This window comes from Paenibacillus sp. 01T442, assembly GCF_056398345.1.
In genome coordinates, this window is record NZ_JBFTPF010000002.1 from 113,765 (window position 1) to 138,859 (window position 25,095).

Annotated in this window: 26 protein-coding genes; 17 read left to right on the forward strand and 9 right to left on the reverse strand. The window is 47.9% G+C overall.

Annotated features, from left to right (window positions below; genetic code table 11):
* Positions 1 to 304: 304 nt before the first annotated feature.
* Both AC1DLM_RS03360 and AC1DLM_RS03365 read right to left on the reverse strand, forming a co-directional pair.
* Positions 305 to 1,819, reverse strand: a complete 1,515-nt coding sequence (locus AC1DLM_RS03360) for a sensor histidine kinase (protein ID WP_441991002.1) — start codon at positions 1,817 to 1,819, stop codon at positions 305 to 307.
* Positions 1,816 to 2,499, reverse strand: a complete 684-nt coding sequence (locus tag AC1DLM_RS03365) for a response regulator transcription factor (protein WP_477569121.1) — start codon at positions 2,497 to 2,499, stop codon at positions 1,816 to 1,818. Before AC1DLM_RS03365 ends, AC1DLM_RS03360 begins: the two co-directional genes overlap by 4 nt.
* 214 nt (positions 2,500 to 2,713) lie before the next feature.
* Here AC1DLM_RS03365 and AC1DLM_RS03370 point away from each other — a divergent pair, with 214 nt between their 5' ends.
* The 3 genes from AC1DLM_RS03370 to AC1DLM_RS03380 all read left to right on the forward strand — a co-directional run bounded on the left by AC1DLM_RS03370 (position 2,714) and on the right by AC1DLM_RS03380 (position 5,754).
* Entirely contained in the window at positions 2,714 to 3,646 is a 933-nt protein-coding gene (locus tag AC1DLM_RS03370; RefSeq protein WP_477569122.1) for an FAD:protein FMN transferase, read from the forward strand.
* Positions 3,647 to 3,858: 212 nt separating this feature from the next.
* The gene (locus tag AC1DLM_RS03375) at positions 3,859 to 5,118 is read left to right on the forward strand and encodes a BaiN/RdsA family NAD(P)/FAD-dependent oxidoreductase (protein ID WP_477569123.1); all 1,260 of its coding nucleotides are present in this window, start codon (positions 3,859 to 3,861) and stop codon (positions 5,116 to 5,118) included.
* A gap of 477 nt (positions 5,119 to 5,595) precedes the next feature.
* A complete protein-coding gene (locus tag AC1DLM_RS03380) occupies positions 5,596 to 5,754 on the forward strand; it encodes a hypothetical protein (protein WP_171632838.1) in 159 nt (52 codons plus the stop codon).
* Positions 5,755 to 5,819: 65 nt separating this feature from the next.
* On the opposite strand, the gene AC1DLM_RS03385 is transcribed toward AC1DLM_RS03380, so the two are convergent.
* From AC1DLM_RS03385 to AC1DLM_RS03400, 4 genes are all read right to left on the reverse strand, one after another.
* Positions 5,820 to 7,175, reverse strand: a complete 1,356-nt coding sequence (locus tag AC1DLM_RS03385; RefSeq protein ID WP_477569124.1) for a dicarboxylate/amino acid:cation symporter — start codon at positions 7,173 to 7,175, stop codon at positions 5,820 to 5,822.
* A 178-nt stretch (positions 7,176 to 7,353) separates the two neighbouring features.
* The gene (locus AC1DLM_RS03390; protein WP_477569125.1) at positions 7,354 to 8,094 is read right to left on the reverse strand and encodes a hypothetical protein; all 741 of its coding nucleotides are present in this window, start codon (positions 8,092 to 8,094) and stop codon (positions 7,354 to 7,356) included.
* Between the two features lie 848 nt (positions 8,095 to 8,942).
* Positions 8,943 to 9,359, reverse strand: coding sequence for a hypothetical protein (locus AC1DLM_RS03395; RefSeq protein WP_477569126.1), 417 nt, complete (start codon positions 9,357 to 9,359; stop codon positions 8,943 to 8,945).
* Between the two features lie 87 nt (positions 9,360 to 9,446).
* Positions 9,447 to 10,295 (reverse strand): inositol monophosphatase family protein, encoded by an 849-nt coding sequence (locus AC1DLM_RS03400; protein ID WP_477569127.1) that lies wholly within the window; start codon positions 10,293 to 10,295, stop codon positions 9,447 to 9,449.
* Between the two features lie 170 nt (positions 10,296 to 10,465).
* Here AC1DLM_RS03400 and AC1DLM_RS03405 point away from each other — a divergent pair, with 170 nt between their 5' ends.
* Complete coding sequence (locus AC1DLM_RS03405) at positions 10,466 to 11,431, forward strand: aldolase catalytic domain-containing protein (protein ID WP_477569128.1); 966 nt, start codon at positions 10,466 to 10,468, stop codon at positions 11,429 to 11,431.
* An 86-nt stretch (positions 11,432 to 11,517) separates the two neighbouring features.
* On the opposite strand, the gene AC1DLM_RS03410 is transcribed toward AC1DLM_RS03405, so the two are convergent.
* Positions 11,518 to 11,841, reverse strand: coding sequence for a hypothetical protein (locus tag AC1DLM_RS03410; RefSeq protein WP_441990995.1), 324 nt, complete (start codon positions 11,839 to 11,841; stop codon positions 11,518 to 11,520).
* A 181-nt stretch (positions 11,842 to 12,022) separates the two neighbouring features.
* On the opposite strand from AC1DLM_RS03410, the gene AC1DLM_RS03415 reads away from it, so the two are divergent.
* The 8 genes from AC1DLM_RS03415 (at position 12,023) to AC1DLM_RS03450 (ending at position 19,816) form a co-directional block, all read left to right on the forward strand.
* A complete protein-coding gene (locus tag AC1DLM_RS03415; RefSeq protein WP_477569129.1) occupies positions 12,023 to 13,117 on the forward strand; it encodes a GerAB/ArcD/ProY family transporter in 1,095 nt (364 codons plus the stop codon).
* A 14-nt stretch (positions 13,118 to 13,131) separates the two neighbouring features.
* Positions 13,132 to 14,568, forward strand: a complete 1,437-nt coding sequence (locus AC1DLM_RS03420) for a spore germination protein (protein ID WP_477569130.1) — start codon at positions 13,132 to 13,134, stop codon at positions 14,566 to 14,568.
* Positions 14,565 to 15,731 carry a Ger(x)C family spore germination protein gene (locus AC1DLM_RS03425; RefSeq protein ID WP_477569131.1) on the forward strand — a complete coding sequence of 389 codons (1,167 nt, stop codon included), beginning with the start codon at positions 14,565 to 14,567 and terminating at the stop codon, positions 15,729 to 15,731. The genes AC1DLM_RS03420 and AC1DLM_RS03425 overlap by 4 nt, the downstream gene beginning before the upstream one ends.
* Complete coding sequence (locus tag AC1DLM_RS03430) at positions 15,731 to 15,940, forward strand: hypothetical protein (RefSeq protein WP_171632864.1); 210 nt, start codon at positions 15,731 to 15,733, stop codon at positions 15,938 to 15,940. The genes AC1DLM_RS03425 and AC1DLM_RS03430 overlap by 1 nt, the downstream gene beginning before the upstream one ends.
* 71 nt (positions 15,941 to 16,011) lie before the next feature.
* Positions 16,012 to 16,881, forward strand: coding sequence for a PIG-L deacetylase family protein (locus tag AC1DLM_RS03435; RefSeq protein ID WP_477569132.1), 870 nt, complete (start codon positions 16,012 to 16,014; stop codon positions 16,879 to 16,881).
* 47 nt (positions 16,882 to 16,928) lie between these two features.
* The gene (locus AC1DLM_RS03440; RefSeq protein ID WP_477569133.1) at positions 16,929 to 17,669 is read left to right on the forward strand and encodes a response regulator transcription factor; all 741 of its coding nucleotides are present in this window, start codon (positions 16,929 to 16,931) and stop codon (positions 17,667 to 17,669) included.
* Positions 17,666 to 19,030: a sensor histidine kinase gene (locus tag AC1DLM_RS03445; protein ID WP_477569134.1), complete on the forward strand. Its 1,365-nt coding sequence runs from the start codon at positions 17,666 to 17,668 to the stop codon at positions 19,028 to 19,030. The genes AC1DLM_RS03440 and AC1DLM_RS03445 overlap by 4 nt, the downstream gene beginning before the upstream one ends.
* Positions 19,031 to 19,267: 237 nt before the next feature.
* Entirely contained in the window at positions 19,268 to 19,816 is a 549-nt protein-coding gene (locus tag AC1DLM_RS03450) for a C40 family peptidase (protein ID WP_477569135.1), read from the forward strand.
* 518 nt (positions 19,817 to 20,334) lie between these two features.
* On the opposite strand, the gene AC1DLM_RS03455 is transcribed toward AC1DLM_RS03450, so the two are convergent.
* A complete protein-coding gene (locus AC1DLM_RS03455; protein ID WP_441990986.1) occupies positions 20,335 to 20,793 on the reverse strand; it encodes an Hsp20/alpha crystallin family protein in 459 nt (152 codons plus the stop codon).
* A gap of 223 nt (positions 20,794 to 21,016) precedes the next feature.
* Here AC1DLM_RS03455 and AC1DLM_RS03460 point away from each other — a divergent pair, with 223 nt between their 5' ends.
* The 5 genes from AC1DLM_RS03460 (at position 21,017) to AC1DLM_RS03480 (ending at position 23,023) form a co-directional block, all read left to right on the forward strand.
* Positions 21,017 to 21,241 carry a spore germination protein gene (locus AC1DLM_RS03460; RefSeq protein ID WP_056610720.1) on the forward strand — a complete coding sequence of 75 codons (225 nt, stop codon included), beginning with the start codon at positions 21,017 to 21,019 and terminating at the stop codon, positions 21,239 to 21,241.
* Positions 21,242 to 21,275: 34 nt separating this feature from the next.
* On the forward strand, positions 21,276 to 21,485 hold the full coding sequence (locus AC1DLM_RS03465; protein WP_441990985.1) for a spore germination protein GerPB: 210 nt from the start codon (positions 21,276 to 21,278) through the stop codon (positions 21,483 to 21,485).
* Between the two features lie 88 nt (positions 21,486 to 21,573).
* Positions 21,574 to 22,281, forward strand: coding sequence for a spore germination protein GerPC (gene gerPC, locus AC1DLM_RS03470; protein WP_477569136.1), 708 nt, complete (start codon positions 21,574 to 21,576; stop codon positions 22,279 to 22,281).
* Positions 22,282 to 22,327: 46 nt separating this feature from the next.
* On the forward strand, positions 22,328 to 22,510 hold the full coding sequence (locus tag AC1DLM_RS03475; RefSeq protein ID WP_441990983.1) for a spore gernimation protein GerPD: 183 nt from the start codon (positions 22,328 to 22,330) through the stop codon (positions 22,508 to 22,510).
* 3 nt (positions 22,511 to 22,513) lie between these two features.
* Positions 22,514 to 23,023 carry a spore germination protein GerPE gene (locus tag AC1DLM_RS03480; protein ID WP_441990982.1) on the forward strand — a complete coding sequence of 170 codons (510 nt, stop codon included), beginning with the start codon at positions 22,514 to 22,516 and terminating at the stop codon, positions 23,021 to 23,023.
* 367 nt (positions 23,024 to 23,390) lie between these two features.
* On the opposite strand, the gene AC1DLM_RS03485 is transcribed toward AC1DLM_RS03480, so the two are convergent.
* On the reverse strand, positions 23,391 to 25,019 hold the full coding sequence (locus tag AC1DLM_RS03485) for an S-layer homology domain-containing protein (RefSeq protein ID WP_477569137.1): 1,629 nt from the start codon (positions 25,017 to 25,019) through the stop codon (positions 23,391 to 23,393).
* Between the last annotated feature and the right edge of the window lie 76 nt (positions 25,020 to 25,095).

Consider the following 25,095-nt stretch of genomic DNA (forward strand, 5'->3'; position numbering starts at 1 on the left):
ATTCCCTCCCAATTCCCTTATATCAACGTTTAACTGGATTTCCTCCATCTATTTCTGACGATTTCAGTGAAATCAGCCACTTCAGCTGAATTTAGCTACATGAAATCCATCTATTTGCTCAAAAGCAGGATTTTCATCCAAATTAACTGTATGAAATCCATCTATAACCCCGCTTAGGCTGCATACTCGGCATGAACCTGCTATGCCCCCCACTCTGGGCTTCTTTAGCCATCCTATCTCCCCACTCACCACGCCAACAGACCAGAAGAGGCCAACGCCTCAGCGTCAGCCTCTTCTCTACTACCTATCCCGGCAACCGCACGATAAACGCGCTTCCCTCACCGACGCTGCTCTCCACATGAATGGATCCGCCATGCAGCTCCACGATGGAGCGCGTAATCGAAAGGCCTAAGCCCGCTCCGCCGCTGCGTCTTGCCCGCGAGGAGTCGATGCGGTAAAACCGATCAAACAGATGCGCGATATGCTCCGGCGCAATTCCTGAACCATTATCGCGTACAGCGATCTCAACGCCTGCGTCCGTTCTCGTCAGTGAAACCCTTACCTCACCTGTCTCGGGATGCGTATGCTGGACCGCGTTATGAAACAGGTTGAGGATGACCTGCTTGATTTTATCCGGGTCGCAATGACACAGCGTATCCGGTTCCAAGAGGAAGGTAACTGCCCTCTCGCCTGCTAGCAGACGCAGCTGATGCTCCATTTCATGAAGCACATCGTCCATGGCTACCTCCGTCTTATGGAAAGACGGTGTTCGGTCCAAACGGGCCAACAACAGCAGGTCCTCAACTAATTTATTAATGCGGACGGATTCACCGTGCATGCTTTTCAAAGCTTTCAACAGCGGTTCGGGCTGTTGATACGCCCCGCGCAGCAGTACCTCCAGGAAGCCATGAATGGAGGTCAGCGGTGTGCGAAGCTCATGCGAGGCATCCGCGGCAAAACGCCGCATCTGCTCCTTCGCTTCCTTTTCCGCCTCAAAAGAAAATTCCAACCGCTCTAGCATACTATTGAAGGAAGTCGCCAAGCGATCCATCTCCGCCTGCCCTTGATGGTCAGGGAAACGTTCATTCAAGTTACCGGAATCAATACTTTTTACCGTATCTACCAAATTAGATAGTGGCACAAGCGTCCGCCGCAGTACAGGCAGGAAACCTAACAACCCAATGACCATCGCCAACATCGATAGAAATAGGAACGTTAACAGCTGCCTTAGTAGGACATCCTTAATCGGCGCTGTGCTTGTGCTTGCTTGAATGAGCCCCTGGTAGCCGCGGGAACGATCCGGTTCTCCTCCCCCGATTTGATGAAACACAATTAACTGCTCATTCCCTTTGCTGTCATTCATGATCAGGTGATCCTGTTTCTTTGTACGCTTTTGCAGGATTCTCACATATTCTTCTTTGTCCAACTCTAACGTCGACTGTTCATCTTGGGAGGATACAAGTTTATAGGTCCCTTTGTCATCAATCAGTGCAATCGTTAAATCCGGTACGAAAATCCGCGGACCTTCGCCGAAATTATCCTGTCGATTGTTGCGCATGAAATCCTGCCTAGGCAGAAATGGGCTCGTATTCTTATCGCCCCCTAGCTCAGCCCGAAGCCACACGTTAGGCGGCAGCGCTGCAAGCTGGTTCCGAATTGTCTCTGCTTTATTTTGAAACATAAACTGCTGCATGAATACATATTGAAACACGCCGATCAACAGTAAGAGTGCAGACATGACTAGCAGCGTGCGAGATAAAATTTGAAACTTTAATGATCTCGTCTCCAAGACAGCTGCGAACCAACCGCGCGTCTTCATGTCAAATCCATCCGATACCCCGCCCCGCGAATGGTGCGAATCAGCTTGTGCTCCTTATCTCCTAACTTGTCACGCAGGGAGCGTATGTACACTTCCACAATATTTTCCTCGCCGCCAAAATCATAGCCCCACACTTTATCCAGAATCATCGTCTTACTCAGCACAAGACCGTGATTGATGGCCATGAATTTAAGCAACTCGTATTCCGTTGGCGACAGTTCTAAGATCCGATCATGCATACTTATCTCTTTGCGGCGATCATCCATACGAAGCGGTCCAATAACAACTTCCCCGAACAAGTTTGGAAAATGGTTCCGAATCCGCGCATAGATCCGCGCCAGCAGCTCCTCAAAGCTAAACGGTTTGATCATGTAATCATCGGCTCCGAGTGTGAGCCCTTTTACCCGATCATCGATTTCATCTTTGGCTGTTAGCATAATGACCGCGACATTGTCTGTCTTCTTGATCATGCGACATACCTCGAAACCATCCATCCCCGGCATCATGACATCCAGAATCGCGATATGCGGCTGAAATTTATTACAAGCTGTGATCGCACTAATGCCATCCTGTGCCGTCATCACTTCGAAACCTTCATTCGTTAGCCCTAGCTCTAGAAATTCTAAGATATGCGGCTCGTCATCGACGAGTAGTATTTTAATCCMTTTTAATTGACGCATCTGCCATCGTCTCCCCCGAGAAATTCATTCGTACACGACTTCTACAATTAGTATCCCATATCCTGCCTAAAAGCAATCTGAGCAGCGGCTGAAAGCTAGCTGAAAGTTCGAGAATCTTCAGCTACTTTTCAGCTAACGGTCAATTCAATCTCAGCTATCTCTCATATACTGATCTCAGAATAAGTAAGGTTTCGACAGAAAAGAGGAATTCCCGATGACAATGACGACAGGCACCTTCCTCCCCTTTCATTTTCAAACGCTGGATTCGGCTATTGAACTTCTTCTTCCCTATGGTGAGCAGAGACAACAGCTGCGAATTCATGAGATCGGCAACGAATGGTTCGGGCGTGAAGAGAAGCGATTCAGCCACAGTCTCCCTGAGAGTGAAATCAACCTTTTAAATACATTAGCCGGGGAAAGCTGCCTTGTGTCCAACGCGATGCTAGAGGTGCTCTTCCTTGCTGAAATGTATCAAGCCATTACAGATGGTAAATACACGCCTCTTCTATATAAAGAACAACCATCGCTAACGCACATGCCAGCTCCTGCATCGCAAAGCTGGAGGGTAAATCCTATGACCAAATCAGTCATGCTGCCGGAGCATACGTATATTCATTTGCAAGGACTCGACAAAAGCTGGTCCCTGAAACGATTAACCGACTACTTGAAGAAAACGTTATCCATTTCACGAGGGCGCTTGCTATCTCAGGGCGATGTCACAGTATGGGGACCGTCTAGCCCTGAGCAGGAGCCATGGATGATTGGGATCCAAAACCCGTGGAAAGAAAACATCAAGTTAGGCGCAATTGTGATGCCAGAAGGAGCGCTATCTACTTACAGCCCGCTTGAGGATCGCATTGATCCTGACTCTGACTCTGGCAGCGATGTACTGCAGTGCACAGTTGCTGGCCAAGATCTCGTGGCATGCCATGTATGGRCACGATTGTTAGGCTCACTTGGGCTAGAGGCTGGCCTGTCCCTTCTCGCCAAACGCAGTGATGCTTGTGAAGCGATTGTGCTTACCAAGCAAGATGAGCTTCACTACTACGGGCGGGAAACTTCCCTTGGGCATCGGTGGCTGGATCTTCAGATCGATCAATATCATTTTAGCGATGGACATAAGAAGGATGTTGATAGTTTCACCTAAAGGATTTGCATAGAAGATCGTTTGTGGATGAAATTAGGAAAAAATGCATGTTATCCACATTTCACCTATGTTTGTCCACAGACGTTAGGTCGGTTATCCACGAAAACAGCCATTTTATCAACAAGTTATCCACGTACTGTGTGTATCTTTTGAATATCTAGCTCTTTACATGCTATGATATGAGAAAATACGCGAGGCAGGGGCTTTATGGAATGACATATGATGTAATCGTAATTGGCGGCGGTTCTGCTGGCCTCATGGCTAGTATTGCTGCAAGCAGGAACGGCGCGAAGGTGCTGCTCGTCGATAAAGGAGATAAGCTAGGGCGCAAACTCGGCATATCTGGCGGCGGCAGATGTAACGTGACGAACAACAAAGACATGGATGAATTGATCAAGCACATCCCCGGCAACGGGCGTTTCCTTTATAGTGCATTCACCCATTTTGGGAATAAGGATATTATTGCTTTCTTTGAAAATCTCGGCATCCATCTCAAGGAAGAGGACAATGGTCGGATGTTTCCCATCAGTGACAAGGCCAAAACCGTCGTCGACGCGTTGATCGGCCAAGTGCGGCGCCAAGGTGTGGAGATCCGGACCAACAGTCCGGTCAAAAAGGTGTTGTACGCGGACGACCGCGTGAGCGGCATTCAGCTACAAGGCGGAGAGACGCTGAACAGCCGCGCTGTGATCGTCGCCTCCGGCGGATGCTCGGTGCCGCATACCGGCTCCACGGGAGACGGTTATGCGTGGGCTGAGGCGGGCGGGCATACGATCACGCCGCTTTTTCCGACCGAGGTTCCGTTAACCTCGAAGGAGCCTTTCATCCGCAGCCGCGAGCTGCAAGGACTGTCCTTGCGCGACGTGACGCTCAGCGTGCTGAACGCGAAGGGGAAGCCGATTATCGCGCATCGCGGCGATATGCTGTTCACCCACTTCGGCCTGTCAGGGCCGATCGCGCTGCGCTGCAGCCAGTTCGTCGTGAAGGAACTGAACAAATCCGAGCGCAAAGAAGTGCTCGTCACGGTAGATTTGTTCCCTGAGCAAAGCGCCGACGAAGTGTACAACGAGAGCATGGCGCTTGCGAGGAGCGACGCGAAGAAAGCGATCAAAAACGTGCTCAAGTCCCTGCTGTCCGAGCGGCTCATTCCGCTTCTGCTCGCGAAATCGGAGCTGGACGAGCTGCTGACGTATGACAACATTCCGAAGCAGAAATGGTTGGAGCTGTGCAAGCTCATGAAGGCCTTCCCTATTATCGTCAAGGGGACGCTGTCTTTGGAGGAAGCTTTCGTGACTGGAGGCGGCATTCAGCTCAAAGAAGTGGATCCGAGCACGATGCAGTCCAAGCTCATGAATGGGCTCTATTTCTGCGGAGAAATCCTCGACATTCACGGCTACACGGGTGGGTATAACATCACCGCAGCATTCTCTACGGGCTATATGGCGGGTACGCATGCAGCGATGCAGGACTAAGTGATACCTCCCTTTACACAGAAAATCCACTCCCCCGACGCAATTGAACTTCATTAACTGGAAAAACTACAGCTATTTTGCTCAAGAAACGCCATTTATTTAAAATAACTGGATTTCCTCCAGCTAATTTTGCACATCTTCGYTKARAAGGACGAATGACGAGAAATTAGCTGGAGTTTTTCCATTTAAATGGTGATTTYGATTGAAATCGGCTAGTTTAACTGTAGATTTTCCATCTATTTCTACTCTGTCCCCCTCGGGTAGSTAGGATRTGGAAGTCGCTTGGCGGAAAAGTGTTGCTTGGAAGTCGAGTGTTGCTTGCGGGTACGCATGCAGCGATGCAACACTACTATCTAAGATTCGTAATACCAAATCGATGTCAGTTGTTTTTTGTAGCAGTACCGTGATTCAGCTTCCACCCAAGCGGGTATTAGTTGGTAGAGGTCAACCCCATACCAAACAAGGGAGCTGAAAACGATGGAACCGACGAAAAGCGTGGACATTGAGCAGAAGCGCATTGAGCAAAAATATGACAAGGGACTTGTCGCATCAACCTTTATCAAATATGCAGCGTATATCATTATCATTTTCGGACTGCTGTATTTCTTGGTTCGGTTCGTATTCCCGCTGTTTTAGAACAAAAACCAAAAAGGCGAGCAAACACCTCTTCGGTGTCGCTCGTCTTTTCTCATTTGTACCGATTAAGCAGTTGCTAATTCCAACTCATCTTCCTCATCACGATCGAATGCAGCTCGGTCGAATTCACCTTCGGATTCAGCTACAAGTAATGCTGTAACTGTTGTTCCAGTTGCATTAACAGCTGTACGACCCATGTCGATCAAGGCTTCAACGCCTAGAACTAGACCCATACCTTCAAGCGGCAAGCCAAGTGCAGTCAATACAACCGTTGTGGAGATGGATGCAGGACCTGGTACACCAGCTACCCCGATGGAGGAGATGACAGCTACTAGAATCAACAATAGATACTCAGAAATACCTAGTGGAAGGTTGTATACTTTGGCTACGAAAATCGCTACAACCGCCGGCCAAACCCCGCCGCATCCGTTGAAGTTCATCGTTGCCCCAAGCGGTGCCACGAAGCTTGCGATACGCGGTGAAACGCGAAGGCGTTTCGTAATAACTTCCAAGTTCACAGGCAATGTTGCATAGCTGCTACGTGTTGTGAAGGCAACAGCGATAGTTGGATATGCCTTTTTGAAGAACTTGATCGGGTTCACTTTTGCCACCAGCAGTACAAGACCACCAAATACCAATACGAAGTGAATAATAAGTGCCACGTACGAAGTTAGGATGATTTTAGCTAGAGGCTCTAACGTTTCCCAACCATATTTCCCTGCCATAGCCGCGATCAACGCGTACACCCCATAAGGTGTCAAACGAATAACATACTTAACAACTTGGTGCATAACCGCAGCTGCAGAAGTTACGAAAGACTTCACGGATGCAACAGCTTCAGGTTTTTTGGAGCCTATGGATACGATCGCCACAGCTACGAAAATCGCGAAGATCAGAACCGGTACAACCTTACCACTCGCCATGTCGCTAATTGGATTGGATGGTACCAGATCCAAAATAACTTGGGAGAAAGTCGGAATTTCTTTAGCTTTAAAATCCTTCGGAACAGCCTGAGCGATCCCATTACCTGGATCAATCGCCAATGCCACGAGTAGACCGATCAAAGCCGCGATCCCCGTTGTAAGTAAGAACCAACCAATCGTTTTAAAACCCAATTTACGAAGTTGAGCCATGCTGGACAACGACGAAATACTATTTATAACTAAAATAAATACCAGCGGCATAACAAGCATTTTGATCAGATTGACGTAAATCGTTCCGATCGTGCTAACACTTTTAAATTGCAGACCTGCTTGATTAAAAATGACCCCCGCGATGATACCTAATCCTAAACCGATAAATACGCGGTTACCGAAGCTGACTTTCTTTCTACCCAAAAAATAAATAAATCCAATCACTACTAATGAAACAACTAAACTGACCCAGTTCGTTTGAAATGCGCTTACTAAGTTGTTTTGCATGCTCAACATCTCCAATCCCTATTGGTTCACTTGGTTTAATTGTGATAAATATATGACAACTCACATAGGCTGTCAATGGTTACAATTTCCAATTAACATAAAAAACCGAACAATCCCTCTATTTATACGAGGGTCGATTCGGTTTTAGATCTCTTTTATGAAATTTCGTGTGAATCTTCTACATCGTATGCTGATCATGGACGACAGCAACCACATACCACTGTGATCCTGTATATTCAAAAACGAGTCGTAAGCTGGTCCAATCCATACCTTGATACTGGGGATCAAAGCCAGGGAAATGGTATTCAACTGTTATATAGGAAGAAGTGGGGTACACACTGAACACATTGTTGATCATATTCCCTTTGCCAATCATCGTGTTATAGCTAATTTGTGGTGCGGCGGCAAAGTTAGCGTTATACACAAATTTAGCCCAATAGTTTGGCATTGTAAGATCAATGGGGTCGCCTGACCCATCGAAAGTTCCCCAATGCGTGAGACTCGTACTAGCCCATAGCGTCGCAAGATTAGTACCTTGTACTTGAATGTCTGTCGCTGTATGAATATAGGAATACGGTGAGAACTGTACACCTTTCTGCGGATGTACGAGCCCTGCAAGCTTCGATATTTCATTCTCCTTTAGTAGGGCCATCACTTCTTGGGCACGGGCTTCGATCACTTTCTTCGCATCTGCCGCTGTCGAAAAGCTGGGAGGCGTGGCAACTGGAGAAGGCTTAACGCTAGTTGTTGCCTGCGGCGTAGACGTCGCAATTGGTGTCGTTGGCACAGGGGAGGGCGACGAAGTGACACTCATGGTTGGTTGCGTCGTTGGCACAGAGCTGCTCGAGCCCCCATTTACGGTCATCTTCTCGCTGCAGCCTGCTAGTACGCTGACCAAACTGACCATAACCACCGTCATGGCGATCTTCCTCCTACATCCCATGAGAACCACTCCTTTTTCAAATACCTTCCTTATTACACCAAACGTATGCAGGGTGTGAAAGGTTACATTCTTTTCAACACCTTATGAAATAATGTTGGAAAAGGAGGAGCAACTATTGGAGCCAGTATAAAGCTGGGGCGTTGTGATGAGCTAAGGCTGGAGGCGGGTGAGCGGTGTTGTAATGAGATAGCTTGTGCATGCGTTCGGGAGACGTGGTGATGAGATAGCTTGTGGGTGGGTTGGGGAGACGAGCTAGTTGGTGCATCAGTGAGGTTTGTTGCGTTGAGTTAGTCTGTTGCGCTGGGCCAGTTTGAGTGCGGCGAGCTACCGTTTATTCTGGGTCAGTTTGAGGGAAAGGTGAAGAGGTTTATTTTAGTTTAAGTGAGTTAGTTTGAGGTAGGGTTCAGTTCTGTCGAGTTGGAAAAGTCGATTGGCTTACTCGGTCTAAGGAGGAGCTGCCTTGAGTTAAACAGAACAAAATAACTAGCTGGAAAAAGTACAGCTATTTCAGGCAATCTCCCTTCCATACTAGGTTTAGATGGAAAAAATACATGTAATTTCCCTAAATTTGGTCATATTGACGAAAACCTCTGATTTAACAGCAGGAAATCCATCTATTCTGGTTTTTGGAGGAAAAACTCCCGAATTAGCTGTAGAAAATCCATCTATTCTTAGAAGAACAACAGTGGCCAGGCCAAAAAAGCACGAGGATCATACCCTCGAGCTTTTTTATCTCAGTCCCTGCTCAGCTAACGCTCATTTTCTGCTCGGTCCGCGCTCAGTCTCGCTCAGTCCCGCTTCGCATCCCCAACCACCAACGCCAGCTAAATACGAATACCGGCGCTAAAGTGATTGTAATCATCCGCCGAAGGATCGAAAGCCGCCTCGTCATCGCTCGGTACCGCATCACGATCTGCAACCAACGCGGATGCGGCATAGCTGTCGGGCCAATCCTCGTTCACGGTATGTGCCGGAATGCGGATAGAGCCCTCCAGGTCATACGCCATTGCGAAGGTGGCCTGCTCGGACTGCATCTGCGACCGATCCACGAGCCGTCCACCGTGGGACTGAGCAATCTCGATGGCCGAGGTAATCTCCTGCGCATCTAGATGAATGTGCAGCGTTGCGCGCTCCCCTTCCAGCAGCTCAGGCTTATAGCCGAGCTCTTCTAATGTGTCTAACGCCAGCAACGCATCTCGCGTTTGACCGAATTCAAAAAAGATAGGAACAAAGTCCTTCATCTAACAGCACCCTTTCTTCAAATATAAAGAATTTAATGGAAAGTCTGCCATTAGGTTTCACTAATTGTTCCTATCCTATTCGAAAACCTATGTCACCGTCGTCATCAGTGCCTCTTGTACGAGCTGGAGCAGCTCGGCGTGGTAGGCCGGCACAGCGGCGACCAGATAGATTGCTCCGTCCGTCACCGCTTCCTCTACGACTGCTGTGCCACCGAGTAAAGCAACCGGATTTCCTGCGAAATCCGTCACTTTCACACCAGCTTCCTGCGCAAGCAGTAAGCCAGCATAGAGATCCTCCCCTTCGGAGTTGTACAGAACAACCCCGTGCAGATCTCCTCTGGCCAGCATCGCCCACACAATAGAAGGCGCCCATACGCGCATCACTCTTTTGACCGAATACTCCAGATAATGTCGAAGTACTAATGCTCGCTGATCTTCCTTCGTTACAGCATGCCCTTGAATCCACGAAATCGTAGATTTCGTCAGCATCCCCGTTGGCTGCGCCAGTATTCTCCTGCTGCCTTGCCAAGCGCCTTCGTCTTGAACAGCCACGTAAGTGAGCTCCATAGCCGAATCATGCACGACACCCAGTACAATCCGACCTTGATAACTCAAAGAAATGGAAACACCGTACAAGGGGATGCCCAGTGCGAAATTGTTCGTCCCATCCAAGGGATCCACGTGCCACACCCAATCACTTGCTGCTCCACCCTCACCMGCTTCTTCACTATAGATGCGATGAGTCGGAAACACACTCAGGATGTCATCCACGATAAGACGATCCGCCTGCACATCCACCTCTGTCACAAGATCGCCACGCTCATCTTTGTGCGCAAGGATGAATTGACCACCGAAACGTTTCTTGGCCAATTCACCTGCTTTCACCGCTGCTCCTACAGCAACCTCTCTTGCTAATGTCCATTCGTTCCGATTCATTCCGTGCATCCCCCTTTGCATGATCACTTTTGTCTTTTCCATATTACCATATCCTACCTAAGAAAAGTTGTACGGAAGCCCACGCTTGCATTGACAAGCCACCTGTTCATAAGTGATAATATAGCAAAATCAGAAGGCGACAAGAGCTGTCGAAAGGGGTATTTGCGAGTATGGTAAAGCATCATCAACACAAGATTTTGGATTGTACGATTCGAGACGGCGGTTTAGTTAACGATTGGGATTTTAGCGTGGAGTTTGTCCAAGATATGTATCGCGGCTTGAGCGCTGCCGGCGTAGAATATATGGAAATTGGTTACAAAAACTCAGAAAAGCTACTAAAAGGCGGCTCATCCGGCCCTTGGAGATTCCTAAACGAATCCTTCTTGCGTGATGTTATCACCAAAAAAACAGATACAAAACTATCCGCTCTTGTTGATATCGGACGTGTGGATGAGAAGGACATTTTGCCTCGTGAAGACAGCTTACTTGACCTGATTCGCGTTGCTTGTTACATCAAGGATGTTGATAAAGGTCTTGAGCTTGTTCAGAAATTCCATGATATGGGTTACGAAACTTCCCTGAACATCATGGCGCTTTCCCACGTAATGGAGAACGAATTAACGGAAGCCTTTGAAGAAATCAACAAAAGCGCAGTTGACGTTGTTTATGTCGTAGATTCTTACGGCAGCATGGGCAGCAAAGATATTGACTACCTCGTATCCAAATTCCAACGCTTACTTCCTGAGAAAGAGCTAGGCTTGCATATGCACAACAACATGCAGCTTGCTTTCGCTAACACGATCACAGGAGCTTCCAAAGGCGTAACTTTCTTGGATTCATCCGTGTACGGTATGGGTCGCGCTGCAGGTAACTGTACGACTGAATTGTTGCTCAGCCACCTCAAGGGTGCGCGCTACGATGTGCGTCCTGTTCTTGAAATCATTGAGAAGCACATGATCACAATGCGTGAGAAATGGGATTGGGGCTACCTCATTCCATACATGATCGTAGGTGCACTCGATGAGCACCCGCGCACAGCAATGGCCTTACTTGACTCAGCTGAAAGAAATAATTTCACTGAATTCTACGATCGTTTAACTTCCGTAGAAACATTCCCATCTGCAAGCAAGAAATAAAGTAACCTCAACAACCCCTATTCGCCAGTTCAGGAAAGATTAACTCCTGACTGCACGATTAGGGGTTTTTGCACCACATGTTAATGTTACTTGATAATTTTTGCCGAAACGACATAGTTTTCTGCGAAAGCCCGATCGATTAAGAAAATAAAGTCCTCCCCTTCTCTTCGACTGAGACTCCTTCTCGGAAACACCTCGATATATTCACTATCAATTAACATCGTACATTTCTCATCCGTATAGATTAACCCATCTTCTAAGCGTTTTATAGCTTCCATCATAACTTCCCGCGATTTCAGATCCCCAAGAATTTCCACATAAACTTTCGCAGTAGCATCACGATCTTGGAGTAAAATCGCTACCTTGTGTTTAACTTTGATGCGCACCTTCTTTTTGGGAGATATGCTCATAGGTTCTACTCCTTCATTACGTCTATGGGTTTATTTTATGTCGGCATCGGGTCATGTGGACTAGGCTAATGGACAATTTCACTATCTATTCCGTATAACTTCAGGTGTTTAAAGGCAAGGAAGGATATTTTTTCTCCAATTTGAAAATAGTAAGATCATTAGCACGTCAGGGGGGTTCTGCGTGATTCAAGTGCTCTCGACATGGCAAACATTCTGTCTGTTGTTTTTATTCCAGCTAGGTACAACCATTGTATTTGGCTTCGCTGGCGGTGCTAAGCAGGACGCTTGGTTAGCTGCCCTACTCAGTGCAACCATTGGGATAGGCATCGTATGGATGTTTTCTCGTATTTATCAACGCAATCCAGGTGAAACCCTAGTTTCCCTGCTTCAAATAACCTTCGGCAAGTACGTAGGCCACCTGTTAACCTCATTCTATATTTTTGCTTTTATTTACGAATCGGGGCGCATTCTAAGGGATTTAGGCGAGTTGATGAGCACATTTCTACTCCCAAGTACACCAGCTCCATTCTTAATGCTGCTTCTTGTCGTATTGGTTGCTTATGCTTGTTATGCTGGAATTGAACGCATTGCTCGGTTAGCTGAACTCAGTATTATCATCGTATTTTTGTTTACCTGCGTCCAACTCATTCTGCTTTTCTTCTCGGATGTCATTGACTTCTCGTGGCTGCTGCCAGTGGCATCGGACTGGCGAAGTATTGGCGTAACGGTATTCCCGCTAGGCTTAACAACGACCTTCGGTGAAGTTATCGTCTTCGCCGTATTCTGGAAATTGACTGTCAGTCCTCGCAAGTTTCGCAAGGCCGCGCTGTACTCCTCTCTTCTAGTCGGCGCTGTTTTTGTCTTACTTGATCTCGTTGCCGTTAGTACGCTAGGAGCGGATCTGTTCTATCGTTCTTTTTATCCGCTTCTCACCAGCTTTCAGTTGATCCGAATCGCCGATTTCATCGACAATTTGGATCCCTTTGTCGTAACAACTTTCGTTACTGGCGGATTGTTCAAAATCATTCTGTACGCCTACGCGGCATGCACGACAATCACCATGCAGTGGAAAACGGAAAATCATCGCGCGGTTATTATACCAGTCGCTTTGCTGATTTGGTTTATTTCCATCTTCACCGCCAAAAACATTGCCAGCCATATTTTTGTTGGCCTGAAGATTGTTCCTTGGATTATCGAACTCCCTTTATTCGTCATAATCCCATTGGTTATTTTCATCCTGAACKGGGTATTTAGAAAACGCAGCGTAGGGAGCTAAGGAGGGTGAATCGGATGCAACAAACACCTGTTGATGAGGCCATCGATGTGGCTCAGCTGCAAGCTGATATCTATCAGCAGCTTGATCATGATCCAGATTTAGTCTTTGTACACATCCGTTCTACCCTTATTGCTTACATCTCAGGCTTGGTTGACGCAGATCGGATTGAACGCGAGATAACCAAACCCTTATTTGAAGCGCAGCCTACAACTGAAACGCTATCCTCCCACCTTCTGACGCCTGAAGTTAAACAAACCAATTTATTTGAAACGTTGATCGATAGTCTGCTCATTGGCTTTGTTATGATCGCCGAGCAAGGGGAGATGCAGGTGATATTGGCCAATCTGGCCTGCCTGCCACATCGTAATATCGAGCAGCCTGAAACAGAATCAGGTGTCCGCGGCCCTAGGGAAGGCTTCACAGAGCATTTGGAAACGAATGTCGCCTTACTTCGACGTCGTTTGAAAACAGACAAAATGCGGATCAAAACCTGGCAAATCGGCGCGCTCAGCCAAACGGAAGTACGGCTCATTTATTTGGACGGCATCGCGGATCAAGAAATTGTCGATGAAATCATGAAGCGGCTATCCGCTATTCATATTGATGCTGTATTGGAAAGCAGCTATATCGAAGAAATGATTCGGGATCATCCCTTCAGTATTTTCCCTACCATGGAATACACAGAAAGGCCCGATGTGGTAGCAGGCGCTCTCCTAGAAGGGAAAGTATCTATATTCACCAATAATACGCCTTTCGTGTTAATTGCTCCTTTTCAATTCTGGTCGGCTTTTCAGTCCAGCGAAGACTACTACTTGATGTTCACCAGTGCAACCTTCATACGGTTTATTCGCTCTTTGTCCATCATTCTGGCTCTGCTATTGCCTTCTCTCTATGTAGCCATTACAACCTTCCATCCTGAAATGCTGCCGACGAATTTACTGCTTGCTGTTGCAGGAGCCCGCGAAGCCTCCCCTTTCCCTGCTATGGTTGAGGCACTCATCATGGAGATTACTTTCGAAGCGCTCCGGGAAGCGATACTCCGATTACCACGCGTAATGGGACAAACCGTCAGTATCGTCGGCGCTCTCGTTATCGGACAAGCGGTTGTGCAAGCAGGTATCGTATCGACCCCCATGGTGATCGTCGTTTCCGTAACGGGAATCGCTTCCTTCATGATTCCGCGCTATAACATGACCTTCTCCATTCGGATCATGCGCTTGCTGCTGCTCTTGCTCGCTGGCACGCTCGGCTTCGTAGGAATCCTGCTAGGGCTGTTTACGCTTGCCATCTATTTAACGGGAATCCGCTCCGTTGGCGTTCCCTACCTATCTCCAATTGGACCTTTACGATTAAAAGGACTGCGGGACTTTCTAATCCGTTCTCCGCATTGGATCCTTGACCGTGATCTGGCTGCTACTCCGCCAGAGGCAGATACCAAGAGGCACGAATGATGAGACGAATGAGTCAACTGATGACGTATACGATGATGCTGGTCCTTCTGACAGGGTGCTGGGATCGCAAAGAAATTAATGACATTGCCATCATTCAGCTTTCCGCATTTGATCTGATGGCGGATACAGGCAAGTACCGTGGCTATGTTCAAGTTGCAATTCCCAAATCGATTGGTGCTGGCCAATTGACCACAAGTGGTGGCACGCAACAGAAGACGTACATGCCGCTCGTCGATTATGGCGACAATATGGAGGCTATGACCGTGAAGCTAGAGCGCAAGCTTTCAAGAGATGTGTTGCCTTCACACCGCAGGATCTTCATGGTCGGAGAATCCTTAGCTCGGAAAAACATGGCACCCTTGCTAGATTTGATTGCAAGAAATCCCAAAAATCGTTTGCGCACCTATCTTGTTATTGCCCGGAATACCGATGCCAAAAGTCTCGTCGAGACGGAGTACCCCTTAGAAGCCACGAAGGAAGAAGCCTTGCGTGAAATCATAGTTCGCAAAATGGTAGTCCCTTCGATGCTTCGCAATTTCTATGCCTCCTCCGCTGCTACCGGTATTGAGCCCATTGCAGCTGCGTTCTCCAAGGATAAAGATGATAAAATTTTATTGAACAGTGTTGCCTTGTTTAATAAAACCGCTTTGGTAGGCTATGTGGACGACATGCAAGCTGTTGCGCTTACGAGCCTGTTAGGCAAAAAAACTTTCGGCGACGTGGAGGTAGCTCTCCCTGAACAGAAAAATAAATTGTCTGTCCGGCTCACTACGTTAACTGTCAAGAAACGAGTGGAAGTCTCCGGTGAGCAACCGCATTTTATTGTGGATATTAATGCTACTGGCCGTATCATGGATAATCGCTCGAATCTGGATCCAAGTGATCCAGCGATTATGGAGCAGCTTAATGCATCTTTCCAAGAGCAAGTTACGAAGATATATCAGGAGCTGTTTCACACCCTGCAAACGACCTACAAGACGGACAATGTCGGGCTTGGACAATCTGTCTATCGGAAGTATCCAAAGCTGTGGAAAAAAATCGAGAAGGATTGGGAAACGATCTTCCCTGAAGTCGACATTCAATTCAAAGTTGCCGCTAATATTAATCAAATTGGTGTTCAGGGCGCTCCTTATTACTTAAGAGAGGATGAGATWAGTCAATAATGTGGATTAAATTGACCGCTCTTACGATTCCATCCATCCTCATTGCTATTCAGCAAATGTCCTATTGGACGAAACAAGGAAAAGGAAACCGTAAACAAGCGTTTGTCTTTCTCATCTGGATGATCTTAGCTTGGGGAATCGGATGCGCCTTTATCGGCGGATTCCGTCTTCCAGAACCTACAAAACCTTTATTCCCTGGCTGGAAGTAGGTCGGGTTCACGCATCCACTTCTGCCCCCATACATTAATCACATTGATTAATGTATGGGGAGGAATTGCGTTTGAAGATACACCCGGTTGATCTGCTTATATTTGCTCCACATCCCGATGATGAAATACTCGGGACAGCGGGCACGATCATGGACGCCATTGCCTGCGGCAAGAGAGTTCATGTCGTGTTCTTCACGAATGGCGATGGTTACCCGGAAGCGGCTACCCTCTTATTCGGCAAGCCGCCAGAGGAGCTAGGGCCAGCGCATTACTTAGAGCTGGCGCGTATACGCCAGCAAGAGGCTCTGACAGCCGCGGCGATGATCGGGCTTCGCCCACAGGATCTGACGTTCCTCGGCTATCCAGATGCCGGGCTGGGCCGCGTATATGCTACTACGGGTGCGATGCCGCCCTTTCAGCAGCGTTTTACGCAGCGACAGGCAACTTACGGCGGGCTCGTGCCTGATTTTCACTCGATGTATTACGGCTGCCCCGCACCGTATCGGAAAGCTTGCGCCCTCGGTGATACGAAGGCATTGATCACGATGCTGCAGCCTCATGAGATTTATGTCACCGATGCTGCCGATACCCACCTCGACCACGCAGCGGCTCATGCTTTCGTCATGGAAGCCATCCTGCAAACTGGGTATACGGGTGCGCTCTATACCTATTTGATTCATAGCGGTGCGGAATCTCAGTGGCCATGGCCACGCGGCATCACACCGGAGCTTCCTTTCGAAGCTCACCTTGTAGAGGGGCATCGCGTTCCTTTGAACGTACCTTGGCCGCCGCCGATCCGCCGACCACTGACACTGGCCCAGGCCTATTGCAAGTGGCAGGCACTGCTTGCTTACCGTACGCAGATTCCAGTTGAACCGGAGTTTCTACAATCTTTTATCAAATGCGAAGAGATTTTCTGGACGCCGAATCCATACAAATAAATGCCGCTGCCTGTATCCAGTGGCTTTGGGAGTGAATACGAGCCGCTATGAGCCGCATTTTGCTAATTGAAGATGAAGAACGTATTGCCCGTGTGCTGCAGTTAGAGCTTGAGCATGAAGGCTATGAGGTACTTATTTGTGGGGATGGGCGATCTGGACTTCAAGCTGCTTTGAGCGAAGAAGGATGGGATCTCATCCTTCTTGACGTTATGCTCCCAGAGCTCAACGGACTTGAGGTTCTAAGGCGCCTTAGACAGGTTAATGCTTCCCTTCCTGTCATTCTGCTGACTGCGCGCGATGCCATCCCTGATCGCGTCAGCGGGTTGGATCAGGGCGCCAACGACTATGTCACGAAGCCTTTTGCCACCGTGGAGCTGTTAGCCCGCATTCGCAGTCTGCTGCGCCAGAAGAGCCTGCAAGAGCAAGTGCCCGAACAGGATCATTTGCTGAAAATCGATGAGCTTACGATGGATTTGAAGAGCCGGGCTGTCTCGCGTGAGGGCACAGCTATTGAGCTGACGCCAACGGAGTTTGATTTGCTGCGTTTCCTGATCCAGCATCAGAACGAGGTGATGTCGCGTGAGCAAATTATTACCGAGGTGTGGGGCTATGATTTTATCGGAGATACGAATGTTGTCGATGTGTATATCCGTTATTTACGTCAGAAAGTGGACAAGCCTTTCACCACCAAGCTGATTCAAACGATTCGCGGCATCGGCTATTTGATTAAGTCGGAAAAGACGGATTCCGAAGACAACTCCTCCTCCGATGGGCAGGAGTCTGTATGAGCTTAAGACTAAAAATTACGTTGTGGGTATCGATTGGTTTGATGGTAATCCTATTCTTCAGCTTTACCTTTGTATATTACATGTTTATCCGCGTGACAACGAAGGGTGAGATTGACCTTTTGAAGGATAAAGCCAGCGCTTTGTTGCTGAAGGATCTACCTAACCATCCTGAGTACTGGAAAGACAATATGCAAATGGATGAGCTGCTCATCCCACAAGAAATGCTCCGCTATATTACACCAGACTCAAAGGTCGCACATGAGATTTATTCCGATACGAATCTGGCCAGTTACCCAGCAAGCTATTCCACTAAGGCGTCAGAGGCCCTATTAACCGATGCAGATGGCATCGTATTATTCGTTCGGACACCCGTGTTTAAAGATGGGAAACAAGTTGCCCTCTTAGAAATAGGACGCAGCCTGCGAAGGCTAGGCACATACTCCGAAATGTTGATCTCGATTCTTGTCCTGACTTCCATTGGTGCGCTCATATTGGCTCTGATTGGAGGTTATTTTTATACAAACGTGCTGTTTCGACCGCTTAAACAACTCATCGCTACCATGCAAAACATTGAGGAAAGCGGGTCATTCCGCCATATTACAATGCCTGCCAACCAAGCCAATGATGAATTGATGATGCTTGGCAACACCTTCAATCGCATGATTGACAGGTTGCAAGATATGTTTCGTAAACAGGAGCAATTCCTCGCCGATGCGTCTCATGAGCTTAGAACCCCGCTCACGATAATTGAAAGTTACGCAAGTCTCTTGCGGAGATGGGCTTCCAGCAATGATCAATTGCGGGAAGAGGCGCTGGAGGCCATCGTGTCTGAGTCCGCCCAGCTGAAGCTTCTCACGCAAAATCTGCTCTCACTCACGAATACCAGCCGTGCAAACTGTGAGCAGAATACCGAATTCGATCTTATCCCACTGGTAGAGCAAACCGCCGCGTCCCTCCGCGTCACATCTTCCAGAGAGATTCGGGTACTGTCGGAGAACAATGTAAAGGAGCTCCCGATGACTGGCGATCCCTATCAGATCAGGCAATTGCTTATTATTTTAATAGACAACGCTTTAAAATATAGTCAAAAGATCGTGGATATTCGTATTTGTTTGCAAGATAAACATGTGATTCTCAAGGTCATGGATCAAGGTATTGGCATCGCTGAAGAGGATCTCCCTCATGTCTTTGACCGCTTCTATCGGTCCGATAAAGCTAGGAACCGTAAGCAAGGAGGAGCAGGTCTTGGGCTGGCTATTGCCCAGCATATTGTGCAAAAACATCAAGGAACCATAGAGCTCCTAAGTAGTCTAGGACTAGGCTCCACGGCCGTTGTAACGCTTCCACAATCCTGTCAATAAGAACATTATAAGGGGATTCTCATCATTCTCTCAGAATTGGGCTTTCCCCCTGTTATAGCGCGATTTAAAAGGTTGCATGGTAAATAATAGGGCAATTTTCATCTGGTATACTGAGTCTCAGGTGGACAACCACATCGCCAAACTCATTGAACCATATGAAATAAGTTTACTTGAGATAACGCAGCGAGAGCTTATCTAATAGGCTTGGTCGCGAAAAACTCTAAGGAGGCATTCCCTATGAAAAACCCACAAAAAACTTGGTACAAAAAATTAGTCGTGACGGCATTGTCCGTATCTATAGGATTATCCGTAGCTGCAGCAGCTACACCAGGTAAAGCAGAAGCAGCAACGAGTGCGTCAACAGAAGCAGCAAATGCTACAGCGCTTACAGCTTCAGCAACATCAACTTCCAGAGGCAGCCAAGTCATTTCTATTGGTAAAAGATATTTAGGAACACCTTACAAATTCGGAGCCACTGCAGGTCAAACACGTAACTTTGACTGCTCTTCCTTCACACAATATGTATTTAAAAAAGTAGGTGTTAGCCTGCCGCGTACATCTCAACAGCAATCTCATGTTGGTAAGTATGTATCCCGCAGCAACCTGCGTGTCGGAGATTTGGTGTTCTTCTCCATCCCTGGTAAGCCGGGTGTCATTCACCACGTAGGGATCTATGCAGGTAATAATAAAATTCTTCAAACCTACGGCGCTGGCGGTGTCCGCGTTACCGATCTGAACAGCGGTACTTGGTCTTCCCGTTATATGACAGCACGTCGCGTGCTGTAGTCGGTTAAGGTGATTTAGGCAGACAAGTGTTTCACCGCTTAACTTAGTAATGGATTAGAGTCGGATTAGATGGAAAACCTCCATCTATTTCGGCTCTTTTTGTGTGATAAAACAAAATAACTGGATTTCCTCCCGTTAATATTGGCTATTTGGGCGAAAAGGTGGGGAAACGCTGAAATTAGCTACATATAATCCATGTTTTCATTTCCGGCTAGTTTTCTGCGGAAATAACTACAGGAAATCCATCTAATTTGTGGAGGGGGAGTGGCGCGGGAGGTGAACGTGCTACTTGTGGCGGGGAGCTGATAGGAGGTTTGCGGGGCGCGTGTGGTGGAGAGTTAATTGAGAGTTGTTGAGTTGCGTTGCGTGTGGCGGAGAGCTCGTGAGTTGGGATTGTTCGGCTTGTTGATCAGTTTAGGCGAATGGCCCCACCAACTAAATCGCTCCTCCCTACCAAACCCAAAGAACCCCCCTCAGCCATATGGCCTAAGGGGGGTCTTTGGGTTAATACGCGGTGACTAGTACCGGATATACGCCTCATGATAGCTCTCCTTCAAACCGCGCTTGCGAATCTTGATCTCCAATACTCGCTGCTTATAGGTGGCATTGGCAGTTCTCGGCAGCACCAGCGTAGGCAATTTTACGATACGATTCTTACCATTCGAAAAACCTGTCAGCTTAATTTGATTTGATTTGACGAACACTTGGAGCGCTCTGGGGTCTTCTTCCTTTGCAATTTTCACCTTAACAATGACGTGCTCATGCGTCTCAAAAATTTCTGTACCAATGGTTCCAGAGGATGAAATGCTGGTATCCATGCCTGGCATCGCTTTTTTCAGCATGTCCTGTACATATCCTTCAGCCCACGTCATATTATCTAGAAAGGTCTGCCCTTGTTCGGCGAAAGGCAGCTTTTGTCCAAGAAACTTCTCGACCTGTTCCCACTTCAGCCAAGGATGGCGATTAAATCCGCTCAAGCCTATCACCTCATTTTGCTAACAGTATATGTGCCTAAGTTCCGATGTGACACCCTTACAATAAACGGCTACGCCGTCCCACTTAGGACGAGTGCGTTTATCTAAAAATATAGCTCATGTAATGTGTGAAACATATACGTCCTACTATTTCCCGAAAATTCAGAGCACCTCTAGGCGGATACCTCATATACTGTAGGTGTGATAACGCAAGGGGGATCGGATTATGCCAGCTATCGTCGGGAATGTGAAAATTATTAGTGTCGGCTCCAGTTCTGTCGTTCATTTCGGCGATTCCTTTATTATTTCACCTACAAGCTCCTCCAAGACTTTCGCCGGAGCCGGTTCATTTAATACCGGGGATTTCCCGCGTGTCTATAATACTTACAGTACGACGGTCACCAATGATTCGGACTTTATTGATGCGAACGCGAGCGGCAATATCCTCTGACAATTGTCAGCCTAGAGCGAGGTGTTCTACGAATATGAACTGGACCATCCATCAAACCATTATGATTCAGCAGCTAAAAGTAAACTCTGTCGCCAACTCATCCGTCCTCCAAATTGGCACAGCGGGATCGATTCGCTCCTTATCTAATCTATACAATACAGGCGGTTTCGTAGAGCCTGCTCCGGAGCTTGGAACAAGTGCGGTTAATCCTGTAGCCCTTGTTCCTTTGCCGGCACCGAAATAACGCTATCCAAACCTTATACATGGCGCTTCAAGATTAGCCAGGCAGTCCTTTGAATATCGGAGTCATCCGGAAGGAGGTGCACGTTCGAATGAATAATGCGATCACGTGGCAGCAATGGGCCCAGCAGATCACCGCCTGTCTCGACATGCAGAAACAGCGCATCGATAAATTAGAGCAAACCGTAAACAAGCTGCAGGCGGATCTGAAAGCCATGAAGGACGAGAAGCGCATTCACATTGATAAAATAGAATATAATTTTGATCAGCTTAAGGTTGAGAAGCTAGACGGGACGCTAACGATCGGAATCAGTCCCAGCGCCATAGATCAAATTGAGGATCTCAGTGTGAACGGTAATTCCTTGAACAAAGAAAGTAACGGCGGCATGGCTCCCATGGATATGAATCCTTTTTATCAGGGCGGACAATATCAGGGGACAGGACCAAGTGGCGGGATCGGCGCGGGTCAAGATGCCGTGCGCAGAGAAGCTGCCAAGCAAGGAAAAGACATTCAAGCGGATGTTGCTAGCGGCATTGAACAGTATTTGCAATTTGGCGTGCAGGGCGATATTAACAACCTTGAACATAAATATCAGCATCCACTCGATGAGGATTACAAAGATTTGATCATCGAAGATATTCGCAAGCAACTGGATACGCGTATCCAGCATTATGTGAATCAATACCGCGGCGTTGGATTCAAAGAACCTTTGGAGGCTGTAACCAATAACATTATGGACAAAACAAAGCAAGACATCCTTTCCGCGATTGAGACTTACATATCCAGTCTGCCGAAATAAGTACTTGCACTTAGTTCACTTATCTTAAGGGAGAGAAGGGCTAAAGATGTTTAATTTACATGTAGAAAACAAACAAATCTGTGTTGGCGATGTCCGTATCGTCGGGGTATCCAGTTCGTCCATTTTCCTGATTGGAGATACAGAGGTCATTTCCTTGTCCTCGATGTTTGACACGCCACCGGAATCGGTCATCATCGCTCCTTTCATTCCACTTTCTCCGGAGGGTTAATCGATGGCTCGACTATCAATTGTTGGCAACATTTATCTCAATAGCATAGTTTCATCAAGCACGATGCATGCAGGGGATAATGTTTATACAGCTCTGCAGAACCGCGTTTTTGCTGTACAGCGTGAAGTACCTATTTATTATGGGAATGAGGGCAGCTTCGCAGCTTACCCTTTCTTCCAACGGCCTTTCCCTATCCCGCAGCCTCCCGAACCTTTCACAATGTGTGTGGATAACTTAGGGAGCTATATAACGGTTCGTAACATACGTATTCTCGGAGTCGCGGCTTCATCGCTTTTTCAAATCGGCAGCAATCGCGTCACGACTGCCGAAACCCGCATCAAGAATATTCGTCAATTCGTGACGAATAAACCAGGTCCGAAGGGACAAACGACGTTCGTGTATACAGGGACAGAAGATGTGATTGGCGATATCCCTACGAAGCCGACAGCTGCTGCTGAGAACAAGCCGCCGCATTTGGTGTTCGTTACTCAGCAGCAGGCTAAACCAACGTAAGGAATTGGAAAGGAGCTAAGCAGCGTAGCTCGGGTAGGCGTACTGGTAAAGTCGCAATCATACACTTATTTTCGGCGTAAAAAGCTCAACAAGAGGAATAAGTGCAAATAGGCATCCTTTAGCGCCTAAAGCTACAAAAATGGCGGGCGGAGGCAGAAATCGTTGCTTTTTTGCAATTATTTCTGTATCCAGAGGCTGATTCGGACAAAAAGGTTGCACTTTCGCACTTTTGCAAGCTCCATCGCAGTTGTATTCACACCACGAACACATCTTGAACAGATAACTATCACAAAATATCACACAATATCATACAATATCGCACAAAAAGGGTCCCCAGCCACACACATGGCTTGGGACCCTCTTCTGCCTACTGCGTGAGCAGCGGCTGCGCGCGGCTTAACAGCGCAGCCATCTGCGCTCGCGTCAAGGACGCGAGCGGGCGGAGCGTGCCGCCCTCGAAGCCGTCGACAAGGCCCCTGCTGCTCATCGCAGCAATGGCCTCTGCCGACCAGCTGCTCGCTGGCACGTCCGTGAACGTCTTCGCCACGCCGCTAGCAGGCGTGGCCAGCTTTAAGGCGCGGGAGAGCAGCACACTCATCTGCTCCCGCGTCATGCTCTGATCGGGCGCGAAGCGATCGCTGCTGATGCCCTGCATCTGCCCGTTCTGCTGCGCGATCCCGATCGACTGCGACGCCCAGTGGGTCGCAGGCACATCTTTGAACGCGGCGCTGGCGGCCGCCGCGCTCTCTAACCCAAGCGCGCGCACGATAATCGTCGCGGCTTCTGCCCTTGTGAGCGCCACGTCGGGCGCGAATGTGTCTGCGGCTGTGCCGAGCATCCAGCCGCGATTCGCGGCGTTCAGGACGTCAGCCTGTGCCCAGTGCTTTTGCACATCCGTGAAGTAAAAACCATCCGCCCACAGCTGATAATAGCTCCAAGTATCGTCAGCCTCTTGATTTAAGCTCCAGCTGCCTGTTCCTTTTAACTGATATTTCCCTACTAGCTTCAGCTTTGCTTTCATAGATTGCTCGTTATCGAACCAAACCGTGTAAGTACCGGCTGCTAATTCTGTGCCGTTCACGGTTGCTTTCACATCCGTCGCTTGAATCGTGAAGGTAGCAACAGGCGACTGGCTCGCTGCATCATAACGGACAGTCCCATGATATTGATCTACCAATTTTTGAACACTCCTAGCAGCTATACCTGCCCCATTCGATGCGGGATCTTGGTTCCAATACCGGCCATATAATGGCATGCCCAATACGATTTTATTCGCTGGAGCTTGGGACAACGCATACTGAATGGATTTCTCGACAAAGGGTAAGCTAGCAACAGGTCCCGGTGTAGGATCACCAGGATAGCTCTCATCATAGGTCATAACCATCAGATAATCGCTGACCGCTGCCAATGCTTTATAGTCATACAGACCAATCCAGTTCGTCATAGAACCTGTTGGATTTGCGGCGACAGCAACCGAAACCTCCATTGTACTCGGCAGCTCCGCTCGCAACATTTTAACGAAATCAGTATACTTATCACGGTATTCCGCGCCTACATTTTCAATATCCAACTGGATGCCGTCTAGCTGATTAGCTTTGATACTTGCGACAAGTTCTTTAACTAGTGTTTCGCGTTCATCGATCGCTTTTCCACCAATCGTTCTGTCAAAATCGTTACTTAGAAACGGGACAACTCTCTTCCCTTGCCTGTGCATCTCCGTTATGAAGGACGCCTGCAGATCAGTTACTTCTAAACTACCATCATCTTTTATGTGATAATAACTCGGCGACACCACGTCTAAGGTATCCCCGCTCTTATTGACTTGTGACGTATACGTACTAGGAGCTCCGCTGAATAAGTACGACATATTGAACTTCCCCTGAGCTACCGTAGCCCCTGCTAAAACCTCATTCTTGTTCACGAAAGTAACCTGGCACATCGCACCGACGACGACTAGGGCAACAACAAGCCTTCGCCATCCACGTTTGGATTTCATCTTGTCTCATCCCCTATTCGATTCGTTTTGATTCCTTCTATCATCCTAGAAAGCTGCCAAAATCGCTACGAGTAAA

Coding starts and splice junctions, on each gene's coding strand:
- AC1DLM_RS03465 (WP_441990985.1), top strand. CDS start 21,276: ATGAACTGGACCATCCATCAAACCATTATGATTCAGCAGCTAAAAGTA.
- gerPC (WP_477569136.1), top strand. CDS start 21,574: ATGAATAATGCGATCACGTGGCAGCAATGGGCCCAGCAGATCACCGCC.
- AC1DLM_RS03420 (WP_477569130.1), top strand. CDS start 13,132: ATGCAACAAACACCTGTTGATGAGGCCATCGATGTGGCTCAGCTGCAA.
- AC1DLM_RS03380 (WP_171632838.1), top strand. CDS start 5,596: ATGGAACCGACGAAAAGCGTGGACATTGAGCAGAAGCGCATTGAGCAA.
- AC1DLM_RS03460 (WP_056610720.1), top strand. CDS start 21,017: ATGCCAGCTATCGTCGGGAATGTGAAAATTATTAGTGTCGGCTCCAGT.
- AC1DLM_RS03405 (WP_477569128.1), top strand. CDS start 10,466: ATGGTAAAGCATCATCAACACAAGATTTTGGATTGTACGATTCGAGAC.
- AC1DLM_RS03360 (WP_441991002.1), bottom strand. CDS start 1,819: ATGAAGACGCGCGGTTGGTTCGCAGCTGTCTTGGAGACGAGATCATTA.
- AC1DLM_RS03430 (WP_171632864.1), top strand. CDS start 15,731: ATGTGGATTAAATTGACCGCTCTTACGATTCCATCCATCCTCATTGCT.
- AC1DLM_RS03450 (WP_477569135.1), top strand. CDS start 19,268: ATGAAAAACCCACAAAAAACTTGGTACAAAAAATTAGTCGTGACGGCA.
- AC1DLM_RS03445 (WP_477569134.1), top strand. CDS start 17,666: ATGAGCTTAAGACTAAAAATTACGTTGTGGGTATCGATTGGTTTGATG.
- AC1DLM_RS03480 (WP_441990982.1), top strand. CDS start 22,514: ATGGCTCGACTATCAATTGTTGGCAACATTTATCTCAATAGCATAGTT.
- AC1DLM_RS03385 (WP_477569124.1), bottom strand. CDS start 7,175: ATGCAAAACAACTTAGTAAGCGCATTTCAAACGAACTGGGTCAGTTTA.
- AC1DLM_RS03485 (WP_477569137.1), bottom strand. CDS start 25,019: ATGAAATCCAAACGTGGATGGCGAAGGCTTGTTGTTGCCCTAGTCGTC.
- AC1DLM_RS03395 (WP_477569126.1), bottom strand. CDS start 9,359: ATGAAGGACTTTGTTCCTATCTTTTTTGAATTCGGTCAAACGCGAGAT.
- AC1DLM_RS03440 (WP_477569133.1), top strand. CDS start 16,929: ATGAGCCGCATTTTGCTAATTGAAGATGAAGAACGTATTGCCCGTGTG.
- AC1DLM_RS03375 (WP_477569123.1), top strand. CDS start 3,859: ATGACATATGATGTAATCGTAATTGGCGGCGGTTCTGCTGGCCTCATG.
- AC1DLM_RS03410 (WP_441990995.1), bottom strand. CDS start 11,841: ATGAGCATATCTCCCAAAAAGAAGGTGCGCATCAAAGTTAAACACAAG.
- AC1DLM_RS03475 (WP_441990983.1), top strand. CDS start 22,328: ATGTTTAATTTACATGTAGAAAACAAACAAATCTGTGTTGGCGATGTC.
- AC1DLM_RS03390 (WP_477569125.1), bottom strand. CDS start 8,094: ATGACGGTGGTTATGGTCAGTTTGGTCAGCGTACTAGCAGGCTGCAGC.